Genomic DNA, 15,652 nt, shown 5'->3' with positions numbered 1-15,652 from the left:
AGCGCCGTTGAGCTGACGGGCACCCGCTATGCGGTGTACCAGCTGACGGTGGAGCCGGACCTGTGGCCAATGAAGCGCGACCGTAACCTGCGTATCTTCCAGGGCCAGACGGTGCCGCAGATTGTGAAAACCCTGCTGGGTGAGCATCAGGTCAACGTTGAGGACAAACTCACCGGCAGCTACCGGGTGTGGGACTACTGCGTGCAGTATCAGGAGTCGAGCCTGGACTTCATCAGCCGTCTGATGGAGCTGGAGGGGATTGCGTATCACTTCCGCCATGAGGCGGACAAGCACACTCTGGTGCTCACCGACGCCGCCACGCAGTACCAGCCGTTCAGCGGCTATGAGGTCATTCCTTACCACCAGACGCCGTCAGGCGGCAGTACGGACGAAGAGGGCATCAGCCAGTGGGCGCTGGAGGACAGCGTGACGCCGGGGATTTACAGCCTCGACGACTATGACTTCCGCAAGCCGAACGCGTGGCTGTTCCAGGCCCAGCAGAACCCGGCGTCGCCGAAGCCAGGCAGCATCGACGTGTACGACTGGCCGGGTCGCTTTGTGGACAAGGGGCACGGGGAGTTCTATGCCCGCATTCGTCAGGAGCGCTGGCAGGTTGAGCATCAGCAGATTCAGGCCACCGCCACGGCGGCGGGGATTGCGCCCGGGCACACCTTCACCTTAACCAACGCGCCGTTCTTCAGCGACAACGGAGAGTATCTGGTCACTGCCGCGGGTTACCACCTCGAAGAGAACCGCTATGCCAGCGGCGAGGGGGAGACCATTCACCGGACCGATTTCACGGTCATTCCTGCGTCGGTGGCCTACCGTCCGGCGCAGAGCACGGCGTGGCCGCGCACCTACGGCCCGCAGACGGCGAAAGTGGTGGGGCCGAAGGGCGAGAGTATCTGGACGGACAAATACGGCCGGGTGAAGGTGAAGTTCCACTGGGACCGTCTGGCGAAGGGCGATGACACCAGCTCCTGCTGGGTGCGCGTGTCGAGCGCGTGGGCGGGCCAGGGCTACGGCGGGGTGCAGATCCCGCGCGTGGGCGATGAGGTGGTGGTGGACTTTATCAACGGCGACCCGGACCGTCCGATCATTACCGGTCGCGTGTACAACGACGCGAGCATGCCGCCGTGGGCGCTGCCGGCTGCGGCGACGCAGATGGGCTTTATGAGCCGCACAAAAGACGGTTCCGTGGACAATGCCAACGCCCTGCGGTTTGAGGATAAAGCGGGTGCAGAGCAGGTGTGGATCCAGGCCGAGCGTAACATGGACACCAGCGTTAAAAATGATGAAACGCACAGCGTCGGCGGAGCGCGCAGCCATTACGTGAAGAAAAACGAACTGCATCGCGTGGAAGCGAATCAGACCCAGGCCGTGAAAGGTGGCACCGAGATCCTGACGGGGAAAGGTAAGCTGGATGCGGCGGTGGAGCAGTATGTTATCGCTTCCGGGACGAAGCTGCGGTTGGTCTCTGGTGAGAGCGCCATTGAACTCAACGCGAACGGCAAGATTAACCTGATCGGCAAAGAGTTTAACTTCTTTGTCGAGGGGGATGGGTATATCACTACGGGCGGTAAGCTGCATCTGAACACGTCGGGAACCAAGCCGGGCACGACGGCGCCGGGATCGGGGCATAAAGGGGATATTGATGCGGCGGTGCAGGCGAAATTTACGCCAAAAGATGAGTAAGGCCGGTGCGGTACTTATCGCATTATTAACGACGGGAATGGCTGAAGGAGACGCTCAGAAAAAGGATCTTTGGATGTTCATTTCCGGGATGAGTGCATCGCTTAAGACGTTATCCGTTACAACCCTTAGTAATGCGCCGTTATCGTTTAAGATGACCAGGCAAAATGAATATATCAATTTCTACAATGCCGACGATATCAAACTCGCTGATGGGACGAACATAACCGCAATTGAGTTACGTTTAAGCAAAGATAACGACGGCATGGCGCCTTTACTGAATTTTTCACCCTCCTCAGGTCAATGCATAACGCTTGATACCGTTAAAAAGCGCTATCCGCAGTTGAGGTTAACTGATTATCCGCGCGGCCGTTCGGAGAACGAAGTGACCAGCTATATAGCCCGAAAAGATATGAATGGACAAAAGGTGAGCTTCAGTTTCACCGTGAAAAATCCTCACTGTCTGGGTTCAGTCGTCATTAGCGCAGACTAAGAAATACTGCACTCATGTCCTGGCGGTTTCTTCTGGATGATAATAGCAATACACATTCAATAAATGACGATTAACGTGAAAAAACACACGCCGACATTTCTTTTTTCTGCCCTGATGCTTACCTGTCTCGGCAGCAATGTGGTTTTGGCTCAGGTGATGCCTCCCGTTCTGACAAAACGGGATTTTTCTGTGCAGATCAAAGACCAGCCTGTCGCATTGGGCGACCGATGGTCTCCTGATAGTGCCGGTAAAATTGATGTGCCGTGGGAAGGCAACTTTGTCGGTGAGGTTCCTTTTGACGGAACGAACTATAAATTCTACCAGCATCAAAGGGCTGGGTTAGAAATATTCAGTTCCAATCTCTGGTGGGATAAAGCTGAACGAAGCGTTGATGATTATATCGTGTCGCAGATTACGCTGACTGCCGAAGACTTCGCAACGCCGCGGGGTGTCCATGTGGGTTCAACAACCAGAGAGCTGAACAACGCATACGGCAATGGCCTTGTTGAAAATGATTCAGGGACCCAGTGGGTTTCCTATGCGTTGGGTAAAAAAGTACTCTCTTTTGAGATGAAGGGCGGCAACGTTGTGAAAATAACAATGAATTACGATAATGGTTCTTCAGAGTAAATTATGTCCAATAAACTTTTAGCATCCGCATTGTGCGCGGCTTTATTGGCTGGCGTCGTTGAAACGTCAACCGCGCTTGAATTATCGCAATACAATAAGCTCAATACGGTAAGTCGCATCGTTAATGATAGCGAAGTGACAGGCATTCTCAGGAAAACGCTGGGAAATCATTACCAGGACTTTATTGATAACTTTGATGTCTTCGGTGAACCGCATACCACTTTAGGTGGAGGATTGTTTGTTGAGGGCTGGCTAAAGGATCTCTACCAGGAAAATGCCTCAGCGCTGGTTATCAATCCTGACGGCAAAATCTTCGCGGCCTGGGTGGTTCCAGAATCAAACGTTATCCATTACCAGTCATCTGATAATAGTCAGCCGATTAATGCCGATATTCAGCAATGGGCCGCCAGGTTCAATACGATGCAGTTTGCAGCGAACAGCCAATCGAGACCTGCGTTTGACGGGGTTTGGGCAGGCGGGGTTGGCAACGACTCGACGTTAACCCTGCAGTTAGCTGAATCAGGCAACCGTATCACCGGGTCTTATTGCTATATCTCCCAGAGAGGAAACCGCATCGACTGCCCGGAAGATGATGAGCATAATCTTAGCGGTACGATCGCGGGAAACCGTGCGAACGTAGAGTTCGACTCATCGTTTGGCGGCGCAGGCGGACGGGCTGTTCTGGAAATAAAGGGGAGTGAAATGGAATGGCGTCTGGTAACGCCTCCGCAAAAAGGAAATGATTATGCTCCGCAGCGTTATACGTTACGAAAAGCCGCTTCGGTTCAAAACGCTGAAACCAGAAAACTGGACACCGAAAGGTTCGCTATTTCTCTTATAAATAAGTGCGGTCATTTTGATAGCGAATGTGATCAGATGGTCTATCTCGGCGTGCGCAAAAGCGATAACAGTACGATCTCCTTAAGGGGAAAAACGTTGCACGACTCCGCAGGTAAAATAATCGGCTCAACCTACAAGAATGGCGAGATCGCTTATACCGTGACTTATGCACCCGTGAAATTGGTTGTCAGCAAAGGCAGCCATGTTTTAGTCGAACAATCAGGTCAATGGCGTAAATAATAAAACAGCCAGCCAAAGGGCCAACATGGATTGGCCTTTTTGTTTCTCTCAATATTAATCATCCCGAGTTAACTTATGAAATACACCCTCCAGGAAGGTTCATTTTCCCTTTTTCCTGCTGCCTGGCAGGATAACAGCATGAACATTATTCGCGATGACGAAAGCGGGCTGTCCGTGGTGGTCAGCCGCGGCGTGATTCTCGATGGCAGCGACTACGAACAAGAGTTTCACCGCCAGTGGGATGTGTTGCGTCCTCAGATGGGTGAGATCGCCCAGAGCGAATTCCGGAACGTAAACGCCGGGCCTGACGGAAAAATTAACGGGCTGGAAGTTGAGACCACGTTTGACCGTAACGGACAGCGCCTGTGGCAAAAACAGCTGGCCGTGCAGACGCCGGGCAAACCGGTATTGATGATTTTTACCCTCTCGGCATTAAGAGCCTTTACCGAAGAGGACGAGGTGTGCTGGAGCGCGCTTAAGCAGAGTCTGACGCTAAACGACAACCGGAATGTGTAAGGCATGAGCGATAACAACGCGGCCCGTAAGGGCGACGAGATTATTCACTCCAGCATTTTTGCTGATATCACCAGCATTGTGGCGGAAGGTGCCGCCTATGCGGTGATCGGTGCGGCAGTGGGGCTGGCGGCAACGGCTGCCGCGCCTCTACTCGGTGCGGGTGCTGCCGCCGCAGGCGTGGCGGCAATTGGATCCAGCTGTTTGTTAAGCGGGATTATCGGTGGCGTGTTGGCGAACGTGGCGGGTATTACCGACGATATCAGCAACGCCGCGGAAGGATTAGGCAATGCGCTTTTCCCGCCGTCACCTGCGGGTAAAATCACCACCGGTTCAAATAACGTTCTGACCAACGCAATCCCCGCCGCACGCGCGGCAGGCACGCTCACGCCCGCCGATACCCCGTCCCCTGAGCCGCAGTCGCCGGGCAGCTTTGCCGATTACGCGGGCATGCTGCTTTCCGCCGCCGGACAGTTTGGCAGCGAAATGTGGCAGCCGAGCGTGGCCTCAGCCGCCGCGGGAACCTCGCCGCTGGAAGAAGATAAGGTGGCGTGTGAAAAACACTCCGGGCCGCAGTATCTGGCGGAAGGCTCCAAAAGCGTCTTTATCAACGGGCAGCCCGCGGTGCGTGCGAAAGATCGCACCACCTGCGAAGGCACCGTTTCCGACGACGTCTCCCCGAACGTGATCATCGGCGGGGACACGCTTACGGTCCGCGATATCAAAAGCGGTAAAACGCCGGGTCTGGCGCTGGGGATGATTGCGCTCTCCCTGCTGCGCGGGCGTCCGGGCAAGATCCTGAAAAACATGCCCTGCGCGCTGGCCGCGGCCGGCGGCGGGATGCTGGCGGATATGGCGGTCAACGCCGTGTTTGGCTCCTCGCACCCGGTCCACGCCGCCACTGGCGTGAAGGTGCTGAACGACGACGATGAGCTCGACTTCTCGCTGCCGGGGCGCTTTCCGCTTCGCTGGCAGCGTAGCTACAACAGCCTGACTACCCGCGAAGGGCTGTTCGGCCTGGGCTGGGCAACGACTTTTGACAGCTATCTGACGCTGGAAGATAACCATGCGACCTGGTTCGACGAAACCGGGCGCGAGCTGAGCTTTGAACTGCCGCCTGTCGACCGCGCGTTTTACAGCATCAGCGAAGGCATCATTATCCGCCGCAATGAGAACGGCGACGTGGCGATTGCCGACGATGACGGTGCGGTGTGGCGTCTGTATAAACCGACACGGGCGAATCCCTCCATCCTGCGTCTGGCCTCCCTTAGCGACGAATACGGCAACGCGCTGCTGACGGAGTGGGACGAGCACGGCAGGCTGGTTGGTCTTCACGACGAGCCGCGGGCGATAGACGTCACCCTGCGCTATGAAGATGAACGATTCCCCCATCGCGTTACCGCTGCCAGCCATTTCGACGGCAACCAAGCCTGGCCGCTGATGCAGTGGGGCTACGATGCGCGCGGCCAGCTGGCGAGCGCGACGGACGCCTCCGGCGTGGTGACGCGTGAATACCGTTACAACGACCACGGCCTGATGGTCTGGCACCGGATGCCGGGCGGGCTGGAGAGCGAATACCGCTGGCAAAAATTCGACCACTGGCGCGTGGTGGAAAACCGCACCAGCACCGGCGACGGCTGCCGCTTTAGCTATGATTTAGCCGCCGGGCTGACGACCGTCGAGCACTACGATGGTCAGACGCGCCGCCACTACTGGAACGCGCAGAATCTGATTGTCCGCTACGTTGACGAGCGCGGTGAAAACTGGCGCTACGAGTGGGATGATAACGAGCTTCTCACGCGTCGCATCGATCCGCTCGGCAACGCCGTCACCTTCGTCTACGACGAGATGGGCAACCGGGTGCAGGAGACCGATGCCGACGGCAATACCCGCACCACCACCTGGCTAGAGCACCGCGCGCTTCCCGCGGCCATTATCGAAGCCGACGGCAGCGCCACCCGGTTCTGGTACGACGAACATCACGGGCTCAAGCGCGTTGTGGACCCGATGGGGCAGACGACGCAGCTGCGCCGGGACGAGTTTGGCCAGGTCGTTGAAGAGGTCGATGCCGCTGGCAACAGCCGCTACCAGGAGTACAACGAGGCCGGGCAGATTGTCCGTTCGACGGACTGTTCCGGGCGTATTACCCGCTATCGCTATCATCCGCTGGGCTGGCTGGTGGCTGAGACTGGCGCCGACGGTGAAGAGACGCGCTACCGCTACGACGCCGCAGGGCGTCCGGTGCAGCTCGATCGCCCGGAAGGCTGGACGGAATCGCTCAAATGGAACGAACGTGGCCTGCCGGTGAAGCATGCGGGCGCTGACGGGAAAGAAAGTGAGTTCAGATACGACGAGGCGGGGCGCTTAATCGCCACCCGTAATACGCAGGGTGAAGAAGTGCGCCGCCGCTGGGACAGCCGCGGGCATCTGATTGCCCTGGAAAACGAGAACGGCGAAGCGTATCAGTTCCGCTGGGGGCCAGACTCGCTGCTGCTGGAAGAGGTGGGGCTCGATGGCGTAGCCTCGCAGTATCGCTATGATGCCTGCGGGCGCACGATTGCGCGCACCTTTGCCGCCGGTCATCCGGAGGCTATCACCCACGCCTTCGCCTGGAGCGCGAGCGGCCAGCTGGTCGCCCGCACCACGCCGGAAGGGCAGACCCGCTACCATTACACGCCTTCCGGGCTATTAAGCCGGATTGGTCTGCATCCTGCGCTTTCACCCGACGCGTGGACCACCGAGGCAGAGCAGGAACTTGCCTTTGAGTATGACGCGCTTGGTCGCGTGACGCGCGAAGCTGGCGAGCACGGTGAGCTGGCGTGGGAGTATGACGCGCTGGGCAACCGCACCTCCGTCACGCTGCCCGATGGCCGCGAGCTGAAGCAGTTCTACTACGGCAGCGGGCATCTGCTCAGCATTGCGCTCGATAAGCTGTCGGTCTCCGACTTTACCCGCGACGAACTCCACCGGGAGACCAGCCGCACCCAGGGGCTGCTGACCACCCGCAGCGAGTACGATCGTCTTGGGCGCCTGCACCGCCGGGACGTCTTTACCGGCAATGCGCAGCGCCCGTCGCCGCGCCGCTGGTCCCGCCGCTGGGATTACGACTACCGCAATAATCTGGTGCGCGAAGAGCGGGACGATAACCCGTTCAGCTGGTACCGCTGGCAGTACGACAGCGCCGGGCGCCTGCTCGTTCAGGACGGCACGCTGCCGGGTCAGGAGCAGTGGCGCTGGGATGCAGCCGGTAACCCGCTGGAAGGTTCTGCTGAGAAGGTCACGCACAACCGCCTGACGCAGCTGAACGGCATTCGCTGGCGTTATGACATCCACGGCCGCACCGTGGAGAAGGATAACGGCCAGATCCGCTGGCACTACCGCTACGACGGCGAACATCGCTTGACGGAAGTCATCAGCCAGCCTCGGGATCGCAAAAAGCCGCAGACGCAGGTCAGCTTCCGCTACGATCCGCTCGGTCGCCGCATCAGCAAAACGCGCCGCCAGATGCTGGGCGGACAGCCAGCCGGCAAGCCGGTCACCACCCGGTTTGTCTGGGAAGGGTTCCGCCTGCTGCAGGAAGTGCACGGGGATGTGCCGCTGACCTACGTCTACAGCGATCAGGACAGCTACGACCCGCTGGCGCGTATTGACGGCGTTGATGCCCCGGAGATTTTCTGGTTCCACTGCCAGCCCAACGGCACGCCGGAGCGGATGACGGATGTCGAAGGGCAGGTGCGCTGGGAAGGGGTGAACAGCGCCTGGGGCAAGCTGCTGCGGGAAAGCGAGACGCAGGTATCAGGATATTCTCAGAACCTGCGCATGCAGGGGCAATACCTGGACCGTGAGACAGGGCTGCACTACAATCTGTTCCGTTATTATGACCCGGACTGCGGAAGGTTTACGCAGCAGGATCCGATAGGGCTGGCGGGGGGGATAAATCTTTACCAGTATGCGCCGAATGCGCTGGGGTGGATCGATCCGTGGGGGTTGAGTAGGTGTTCTGGAGGTACCCGCTTAACTGTCAATAAACCGAAGATTTTAAGCAGCACAAAGCTGTCTTCAACTGAGAGAAAATTCCTTGAAAGACAGTTTATGAAAAAAATGAATGCCTTAAACCGAGCGGCTCAACGAGGAGAGTTAGTTTGGTCTCCGGGCACCCATGAGGTTAGGATTTCATCTTTGCAAAGTTCTTACAGGCAGGCTGTTTCTGCGCGCTTTGAAAAAATGTTTGGCTCAGCACCTGATCTAAGTAAGTTAAACGCTGATCATCCTGTTGATTTAATTGTTGGAGGTTCGCCTACACAAAGATTACAAATGCTGAATGAAACCATTAATAAAAGTGTCGGTAGTTCTTTGAAAAATGCAGGCAGAAAGGCGGGGCTTCAGCCCGGAGATGCCATCAGTGAAATAATATTTCAGTAGAGGGTAAAATGAATAAATCCATTAATATACAGACGGATACTGCAACATTAGTAATTTATGATTTGATGTCATTAAAGCATAGGATTAATGATGATGCAGATTGGTGGAGTCTTCCAGAAGATGAAATTGAAGAAATAAATAAAGGGAATGTATTATTTCTCAATCTTGGTGATGATGGTACTTATAAAATTGATATTAAAAATGACATTGGTGAATATACCGGTTCTTTATTTTTAAACGTACCTACTGGAAAGGTTTTCATAGGGGCGGGAGAGGATGTCACTGGCGGAGATCTGGAACCAGATGATTCAGATGCTATTTCAGGCGAGTTTATTACTTTAGAACCTGGTAGTTACGAGGTTAAATATAAAAAACAAGGTTCAGATGTTCTAATTTCCTTTACAAAAGCAGTGTTTACTGAAAATTCATTAGAAGAGGGAGTTTATCTCTGAATGAAAATCCACGCCAAGGCGTGGATTTTTTTCATTCAAAACAAATCAGACGTTAAACAGGAAGTTCATCACATCGCCATCTTTAACGATGTAATCTTTCCCTTCCGCACGCATCTTGCCTGCTTCTTTCGCGCCTTGCTCACCCTTGTAGGTGATGAAGTCTTCAAACGCGATAGTCTGCGCACGAATAAAGCCTTTCTCGAAGTCGGTGTGGATCTTACCGGCCGCCTGAGGCGCAGTCGCACCCACAGGAATCGTCCACGCACGCACTTCTTTCACGCCAGCGGTGAAGTAGGTCTGCAGGTTCAGCAGCTCATAACCTGCACGAATTACGCGGTTCAGGCCCGGCTCTTCCAGACCCAGCTCGGCCATGAACTCTTCACGGTCGGCGTCGTCCAGCTCGGCGATGTCGGATTCAACGGCCGCGCAAACCGCAACAACCACAGAACCTTCCGCCGCGGCGATTTCACGCACTTTGTCGAGGTACGGGTTGTTCTCGAAACCGTCTTCGTTAACGTTGGCGATGTACATGGTTGGCTTCAGGGTCAGGAAGCTCAGGTATTTGATCGCCGCTTTGTCTTCGTCAGTCAGGTTTTTCAGCGCGCGCAGCATGCCGGCGTTTTCCAGCTGTGGCAGACATTTTTCCAGCGCAGCCAGTTCCGCTTTCGCGTCCTTGTCGCCGCCTTTGGCTTTCTTCTGCACGCGGTGAATCGCGCGTTCGCAGGTGTCGAGGTCAGAGAGCGCCAGCTCGGTGTTGATGACGTCGATGTCGTCAGCCGGATCCACTTTGTTGTTGACGTGGATGATGTTGTCGTTCTCGAAGCAGCGCACAACGTGGCCGATCGCTTCAGTTTCACGAATGTTGGTCAGGAACTGGTTACCCAGACCTTCGCCTTTGGATGCGCCTTTTACCAGGCCCGCGATGTCCACGAATTCCATGGTGGTTGGCAGAATGCGCTGCGGCTTCACGATTTCCGCGAGCTGGTCCAGACGCGGATCAGGCATTGGCACAACGCCGGTGTTAGGTTCGATGGTACAGAACGGGAAGTTCGCCGCTTCGATACCCGCTTTGGTAAGCGCGTTAAACAGGGTGGATTTGCCCACGTTTGGCAGACCGACGATACCGCATTTGAATCCCATTTCTAAATCACCTTAATATCTTGATAATCAATCCGTTAACGATAACCGATTGATGAAAAGTAAATAACTACGCCTATTATACACGTAACCCGCATGACGCGCGGTAAAAAAGCCGTATCGGGCGGATTATTGCGCTTTGAAAGCGTGTAAGCGGTTTGTCGCTTTGGTTAAGCCGTCTTGCAGCCAGATTTCCGTGCAGCGCGCCGCTTCGTCTACCGCCTCATCAATCAGTTTCTGCTCAGAAACCGGTGGCTTACCGAGCACGAAACCGACAACTTTGTTTTTATCGCCCGGATGGCCGATTCCCACGCGCAAACGGTGGAAATTCGGGTTATTGCCCAGCTTGCTGATGATGTCTTTAAGACCGTTGTGACCACCGTGCCCGCCACCCAGCTTGAATTTTGCCACGCCAGGGGGAAGATCCAGCTCATCGTGGGCGACCAGAATTTCATCCGGATTGATGCGATAAAACGTTGCCATCGCCGCCACGGCTTTACCACTCAGATTCATAAACGTGGTGGGGACCAGCAGGCGAACATCCGCGCCAGCAAGGTTGATACGTGAGGTATACCCGAAGAATTTAGGTTCTTCACGCAGGGGAGCACGTAACCGCTCGGCCAGCAGATCGACGTACCATGCCCCGGCATTGTGGCGGGTAGCCGCATATTCTGCGCCCGGGTTGGCGAGGCCGACAATCATTTTAATCGTCACGATTCAATTCCTAATGGGTTCCAGATCTGGCGCGTAGTTTACTGTCTGGCGCGCCGCTTGACAAAATTCTGCGATCGTCGCAGCGAAATACGAATAATTACTTACCTGAACAATTAGAATTTCAAGCTGTTCAACGTGTTATTTGTAAACTTTTGTGTGGGCGTTATCTGTAATTGTGATCATTCACGCAACTCATAAAAGGAGCGTTGTCTATACTTTACACACAAGGATTAGGGGCTTTTCCCCTGACAACCCAAAGTTCCGGAGGTGACACATGAAACGCAAAAACGCTTCGCTACTCGGTAACGTGCTGATGGGTTTGGGGCTGTTTGTGATGGTCGTCGGCGTAGGTTATTCCATATTAAACCAGCTGCCACAGCTTGATCTTCCGCAATACTTCGCGCATGGCGCGGTACTGAGCATCTTCCTCGGTGCGGTATTGTGGCTCGCCGGGGCGCGCGTGAGCGGACATGAGGAAGTCTGCGATAAATACTGGTGGGTGCGCCACTACGATAAACGCTGCCGTCGAGATCAGCATAAGCACAGCTAGTGCCATGACGAAAGAATACCGAAACGACTCCCTGGGAGTCGTTTTTTTTTTGCATCGAGGGTTGACCCTCACGTAACGTAAGGCGCCAGAGTGGCGGCACTGGCAAAGAAAAGGAGCAGTTATGTTGATTCAGGTGGGTGAACTGGCGAAACGGGCCGGTATCACCGTACGCACATTGCATCACTATGAGCAAACAGGAGTGTTGCTGCCTTCTGCCAGAAGCGCGGCAGGTTACCGGCTTTACAACCTGGCGGATGTCCAGCGTCTGCACATGATCCAGGCGCTGGCAAAAGCGGGGCTGGAACTTGCTGAAATCAGGGATTTCCTGGAACAGGAGTCGCTGTCGTTAACCGAGTTACTCGATGCGCAAATCACGTTGCTGGATAAACAGCTGCGCAGCATACATACGCTGCGCGACCGGCTGGTCGAACTGCGTACCGGGCTTCTCGACGATGCGACGCCAGACCTGGAATCCTGGCTACAGACTCTGGAGTTAATGAATATGTACGATCGCTGGTTTAGCAAAGAAGAGTTACAGCAGCTGCCGTTTGCGGTGCAGAAGGACGCGCTGTCGGCTATCTGGTCAGGGCTGGTGGCAGAGGCCAACGCGCTGCTGGAGCACCATATACCCGTTACGGACGAGAGGGCGAAGGACCTGGCGACGCGCTGGATGGAGCGCCTGGAGCAGGACACGGCGGGCAAACCGGAGTTTCTTACCCGGCTGAACGAGATGCACAGCGTAGAGCCACAGATGCAGGCGCAAACCGGCATCACGCCGGAGATGACGGATTACATTACGCGCGCGTTTGCGGAATCCAAGCTCAGCATATGGGAGAAGTACCTTACTCCCGAAGAGATGGCCTTTACGCGGAAGCACTACTTTGATCGCATGATGGAGTGGCCGCCGCTGGTGGCGAAGCTGCATCAGGCGCAGCGGGAAAATCTCGACCCCGCCTCTGACGATGCCCAAAAGCTTGCCGAAAACTGGCTGGCGCTGTTCCAGTCGTACGCGGGCACCAACCCGGAGACCCAGCAAAAGTTTCGTACGGCCATGCAGCAGGAGCCGCATCTGATGAAGGGAACCTGGATGACGCCTGCCGTGCTTGGGTGGCTCCAGCAGGCGATCGGGGTGATGATGCAGAGACGTTTCTCTGCATCAGGCGGCTCACAGATCCGCTAACGCGGCTTCACGGTTAGGATAAAAAGCAAGGCGGCCAGGGATCGGCTGCACGCCTGCACGCGCCATGGTGCGCAGGGGCTGGAATTCGAGGTTACTCACCCGCAGCTCACAGCCTTCAGGCAGACGTTTCACAAAGCGCTGGAAGGCGTCCAGGCCGCCCGCATCCAGCACCGGTACGGCATCCCATTTTAGCACCACAACCCGTTTGCCCGCGATGCGAGACTCCAGATCGCTGAACAGACCTTCCGCCGCGGCGAAGAACAGCGGGCCAATCACGCGCAGAACCAGCACATCGTCAGGCACCTCCACGTTAACCGGGGAGAGGCGCGTCATTTGCGCAATACGGCGCATAAACAGCAGGGAAGCCAGCACGATCCCGACGCTGATGGCGATAACCATATCGAACAGCACGGTCAGCGACATGCAGATCAGCATCACGATGATGTCGTCTTTCGGTGCCCGACGCAGCAGGTTTACCACCTTGTGCGCCTCACTCATGTTCCAGGCCACCATCAGCAGCAGGGCGGCCATGGCGGAAAGCGGTAGCCAGGAGAGCAGCGGGGCGAGGATCAGCAGGGCGAGGATCACCAGCAGGGAGTGGATAACTGCCGAAACGGGTGACGTTGCCCCCGCGCGCACGTTTGCCGCAGAACGGGCGATGGCTGCCGTGGCGGTAATACCGCCAAAGAACGGTGCGATGAGGTTCCCTAACCCCTGACCAACCAGCTCGCTGTTGGCTTTGTGCTTGGTGCCGGTCATCCCGTCCAGAACGACGGCGCAGAGCAGGGATTCAATCGCCCCCAGCATCGCCATCGAGAACGCGGCGGGAAGCAGGGCGCGCAGGGAATCCCAGCTTAAGGTAAAGCTGGATCCGGGCATATCCCACGGCAGCACCAGCTGCGGCAGCAGCTGCGGAATGCCGCTCCCCTGCGAACCGTCCGCCAGAACATAGTGGAACTGCGAGCCGATAGTGGCGACATGGCCGCCGAACATATTGACGACAGCCATCACCGCGCAGCCCAACAGCAGCGCGGGCAGATGGCCCGGCAGTCGAATGCCCAGGCGAGGCCAGACGATCAGCGTGCCCAGCGTCACAATCCCGATGGCGGCGTCGCCCAGGTTGGCCGTCGGAAGCGCCATAAACAGCGCACCCACTTTCTGTAAATAGTGCTCCGGAACATGGGGCATTTGCAGGCCGAGGAAATCCTTGATCTGCATGGTTCCGATGGTGATCCCAATCCCCGAGGTGAACCCCAGCGTGACGGAAAGGGGGATGTACTCAATCAGCCGCCCAAAGCGGGCCAGACCAAACAGAATCAAAAAGACGCCGGACATCAGGGTGGCGACCAGCAGGCCAGCCAGACCAAACTGCTGCGAAACGGGGTAGAGGATCACCACAAAGGCGGCGGTCGGGCCGGAGACGCTGAAGCGTGAGCCGCCGGTCAGAGCGATGACGATCCCGGCCACGGCCGAGGTGTACAGGCCGTACTGCGGCGCAACGCCGCTGCCAATCGCCAGCGCCATCGCCAGCGGGATGGCAATAATGCCGACGGTGATCCCGGCAATCAGGTCACGAACAAAGCGTGAGGAGGTGTACTTCTCTTTCCAGCAGGCGTCGATGAGGGCGCGAAAGGGCAGAACATGTGAGGAGGTTACGTTTTTCACAATTATCTATCATCCGTATGCGCATCATCTGTCATGTGAATGGCAGGTGAAGGAGGCATTAATCATACAAATAAAACCCAGAGACAAAAAAACCCGCCGCAGCGGGTTTTTCGGCCGTGTTCGATTAGTGTTCGAACATTGCAGAGATGGATTCTTCGTTGCTGATACGACGAATCGCTTCGGCCAGCATCCCGGACAGGGTCAGGGTACGCACGTTTGGCAGTGCCTTGATCTCGTCGCTCAGTGGGATGGTATCGCATACTACAACTTCGTCAATGACGGAGTTGCGCAGGTTGTTTACGGCATTGCCGGAGAAGATCGGGTGGGTCGCGTAAGCGAATACGCGCTTGGCACCACGCTCTTTCAGCGCTTCAGCCGCTTTACACAGCGTACCGCCGGTATCGATCATGTCGTCAACCAGCACGCAGTCGCGGCCAGCCACGTCACCGATGATGTGCATCACCTGAGAAACGTTAGCGCGCGGACGACGTTTGTCGATGATCGCCATGTCGGTATCGTTCAGCAGCTTAGCGATAGCACGGGCTCGTACCACGCCGCCGATGTCCGGAGAAACCACGATTGGGTTATCCAGGTTCAGCTGCAGCATGTCTTCCAGCAGGATTGGGCTGCCGAATACGTTATCAACCGGGACGTCGAAGAAGCCCTGGATCTGCTCTGCGTGCAGGTCAACGGTCAGTACGCGGTCAACGCCAACGCTGGACAGGAAGTCAGCGACAACTTTCGCGGTAATTGGCACACGCGCGGAACGGACGCGACGGTCCTGGCGGGCATAGCCGAAGTAAGGGATTACAGCAGTGATACGGCCTGCGGAAGCGCGACGCAGGGCGTCGACCATAACAACCAGTTCCATCAGGTTGTCGTTCGTTGGAGCACAGGTGGACTGGATGATGAAAATATCACCACCGCGTACATTTTCGTTGATTTGTACGCTGACTTCGCCGTCGCTAAAGCGACCTACGGCGGCGTCGCCGAGGGAAGTGTACAGGCGGTTGGCAATACGTTGTGCTAGTTCCGGGGTGGCGTTACCAGCAAAAAGCTTCATATCAGGCACGAGAAGAACCTCAGGCATGCGTCCAGTGGTGGATAGCGTTCGCCGTAAACTG

General features: G+C 56.3%; 13 protein-coding genes. 9 read left to right on the top strand and 4 right to left on the bottom strand.

The features are described 5' to 3' along the window. The 7 genes from AA74_RS0119780 to AA74_RS0119750 all read left to right on the top strand — a co-directional run. Window positions 1-1,695, top strand: a 1,695-nt coding sequence (locus tag AA74_RS0119780; RefSeq protein ID WP_025913112.1) for a type VI secretion system Vgr family protein, incomplete at its 5' end; no start/stop codon positions are given. Continuing rightward, entirely contained in the window at window positions 1,688-2,185 is a 498-nt protein-coding gene (locus AA74_RS0119775; RefSeq protein ID WP_253270965.1) for a hypothetical protein, read from the top strand. The genes AA74_RS0119780 and AA74_RS0119775, both read left to right, overlap by 8 nt. A 63-nt stretch (window positions 2,186-2,248) precedes the next feature. Continuing rightward, window positions 2,249-2,815, top strand: coding sequence for a hypothetical protein (locus tag AA74_RS0119770; RefSeq protein ID WP_025913110.1), 567 nt, complete (start codon window positions 2,249-2,251; stop codon window positions 2,813-2,815). Window positions 2,816-2,818: 3 nt separating this feature from the next. After that, a complete protein-coding gene (locus AA74_RS0119765) occupies window positions 2,819-3,895 on the top strand; it encodes a hypothetical protein (protein WP_025913109.1) in 1,077 nt (358 codons plus the stop codon). A 75-nt stretch (window positions 3,896-3,970) separates the two neighbouring features. Then, window positions 3,971-4,411, top strand: coding sequence for a DcrB-related protein (locus tag AA74_RS0119760; protein WP_025913108.1), 441 nt, complete (start codon window positions 3,971-3,973; stop codon window positions 4,409-4,411). Between the two features lie 3 nt (window positions 4,412-4,414). Next, the gene (locus AA74_RS0119755; RefSeq protein ID WP_025913107.1) at window positions 4,415-8,830 is read left to right on the top strand and encodes an RHS repeat-associated core domain-containing protein; all 4,416 of its coding nucleotides are present in this window, start codon (window positions 4,415-4,417) and stop codon (window positions 8,828-8,830) included. A gap of 8 nt (window positions 8,831-8,838) precedes the next feature. Continuing rightward, window positions 8,839-9,282, top strand: a complete 444-nt coding sequence (locus AA74_RS0119750; protein ID WP_025913106.1) for a DUF6386 family protein — start codon at window positions 8,839-8,841, stop codon at window positions 9,280-9,282. 45 nt (window positions 9,283-9,327) lie between these two features. On the opposite strand, the gene ychF is transcribed toward AA74_RS0119750, so the two are convergent. Together ychF and pth are read right to left on the bottom strand one after the other, a co-directional pair. Further along, a complete protein-coding gene (ychF, locus tag AA74_RS0119745; protein ID WP_003856650.1) occupies window positions 9,328-10,422 on the bottom strand; it encodes a redox-regulated ATPase YchF in 1,095 nt (364 codons plus the stop codon). A gap of 126 nt (window positions 10,423-10,548) precedes the next feature. Further along, window positions 10,549-11,133, bottom strand: a complete 585-nt coding sequence (pth, locus tag AA74_RS0119740) for an aminoacyl-tRNA hydrolase (RefSeq protein WP_025913105.1) — start codon at window positions 11,131-11,133, stop codon at window positions 10,549-10,551. A 274-nt stretch (window positions 11,134-11,407) separates the two neighbouring features. On the opposite strand from pth, the gene ychH reads away from it, so the two are divergent. Then, window positions 11,408-11,683, top strand: a complete 276-nt coding sequence (ychH, locus tag AA74_RS0119735) for a stress-induced protein YchH (protein ID WP_008499505.1) — start codon at window positions 11,408-11,410, stop codon at window positions 11,681-11,683. 121 nt (window positions 11,684-11,804) lie between these two features. Beyond that, window positions 11,805-12,863 carry a MerR family transcriptional regulator gene (locus AA74_RS0119730; protein WP_025913104.1) on the top strand — a complete coding sequence of 353 codons (1,059 nt, stop codon included), beginning with the start codon at window positions 11,805-11,807 and terminating at the stop codon, window positions 12,861-12,863. On the opposite strand, the gene dauA is transcribed toward AA74_RS0119730, so the two are convergent. Next, entirely contained in the window at window positions 12,849-14,528 is a 1,680-nt protein-coding gene (gene dauA, locus AA74_RS0119725) for a C4-dicarboxylic acid transporter DauA (RefSeq protein ID WP_025913103.1), read from the bottom strand. The genes AA74_RS0119730 and dauA overlap by 15 nt on opposite strands. 124 nt (window positions 14,529-14,652) lie before the next feature. Continuing rightward, window positions 14,653-15,600 (bottom strand): ribose-phosphate diphosphokinase, encoded by a 948-nt coding sequence (gene prs, locus AA74_RS0119720; RefSeq protein WP_003856663.1) that lies wholly within the window; start codon window positions 15,598-15,600, stop codon window positions 14,653-14,655. Between the last annotated feature and the right edge of the window lie 52 nt (window positions 15,601-15,652).

This window comes from Enterobacter sp. 5-4, from assembly GCF_000612205.1.
GTDB lineage: Bacteria > Pseudomonadota > Gammaproteobacteria > Enterobacterales > Enterobacteriaceae > Enterobacter > Enterobacter roggenkampii.
This window is presented reverse-complemented; position numbering and strand designations above follow the sequence as displayed.